Annotated in this window: 1 protein-coding gene; it reads left to right on the top strand. The window is 63.7% G+C overall.

Features of this window, described 5'->3' with window-relative positions; translation table 11 throughout:
• Nucleotides 1-1,416: maltose alpha-D-glucosyltransferase (gene treS / locus Y705_RS18895; protein WP_081737957.1), on the top strand; the 1,416-nt coding region annotated here is incomplete at both ends.

Genomic DNA, 1,416 nt, shown 5'->3' with positions numbered 1-1,416 from the left:
CTTCAAGTCACCGCTGCGTGACGGCGGCTACGACATCGCCGACTACTACGACGTCCTCGATGAATTCGGGTCGCTGAGCGACTTCAAGCGGCTCGTCGCCGAGGCCCACGCACGGGGCGTCCGGGTCATCATCGACCTGCCCGTGAACCACACCTCCGACCAACACCACTGGTTCCAGGAATCCCGGAGCGACCCCGAAGGGCCGTACGGAGACTTCTACGTCTGGAGCGACACCGACGAGAAGTACGAGGACGCCCGGATCATCTTCGTCGACACCGAGGAGTCCAACTGGACCTTCGACCCGGTGCGGCGGCAGTTCTTCTGGCATCGTTTCTTCAGCCACCAGCCGGACCTCAACTTCGAGAACCCCAAGGTTCAGGAAGCCATCTTCGACGTCGTGAAGTTCTGGCTGGACCAGGGCATCGACGGGTTCCGCGCCGACGCCATTCCCTATCTTTTCGAAGAGGAGGGAACGAACTGCGAGAACCTGCCGAAAACCCACGAGTTCCTCAAGCGGCTGCGAGCCATGGTGGACGAGAACTATCCTGGACGCGTCATCATCGCCGAGGCCAACCAGATGCCCGACGAGGTGGTCGAATACTTCGGCGACGAGGACGGCCCCGAATGCCATATGTCATTCCACTTCCCCATCATGCCCCGCCTGTTCTACGCGCTGCGCGACCAGAAGGCCGGTCCGATCGTCCAGACGATGAAGGACACCCCTGAGATCCCGGCAGGGGCCCAGTGGGGGACGTTCCTCCGGAACCACGACGAGCTGACCCTCGAGATGGTGACCAACGAGGAACGCGAAGCGATGCTCGGCTGGTATGCACCGGATTCGAGGATGCGCGCCAACGTGGGTATCCGGCGCCGGCTCTCGCCGCTGCTCGACAATTCCCGTGCAGAGGTCGAACTCATCCATGCGTTGCTGTTGTCCTTGCCCGGAAGTCCGTTCCTGTACTACGGCGACGAGATCGGCATGGGGGACAATATCTGGCTCGAGGACCGCGACGCCTCGAGGACGCCGATGCAGTGGAACCCCGACCGCAATGCGGGGTTCTCCACCGCCGACCCGGGCAAGCTGTACCTGCCCGTGGTGCAGTCGCTGGTCTACAACTACAGCCACGTCAACGTGGAGGCCCAGCTCGCGACATCGAGTTCGCTCCTGCACTGGGTCCGCCAGATGCTCGCGGTGCGGCGCGCCCACCCGGCCTTCGGTCTCGGCGGGTACCGGAACGTCCCCACCGAGTCGGATGCGGTACTCGCCTTCCTGCGCGAGATCCACGACGGCAATGCCGAACACGAGCAGCCTGAAGTGGTGCTGTGTATCTTCAACCTTTCCCAGCACCCGGTCGCGGCAAGGATGCACCTGCCCGAGTTCGCGGGCCGCGGGCTCCGGGATCTTTTCGGCGGGGC

It is taken from the genome of Arthrobacter sp. H41 (assembly GCF_000520535.1).
Classification (GTDB): Bacteria; Actinomycetota; Actinomycetes; order Actinomycetales; family Micrococcaceae; genus Arthrobacter_D.
This window is presented reverse-complemented; position numbering and strand designations above follow the sequence as displayed.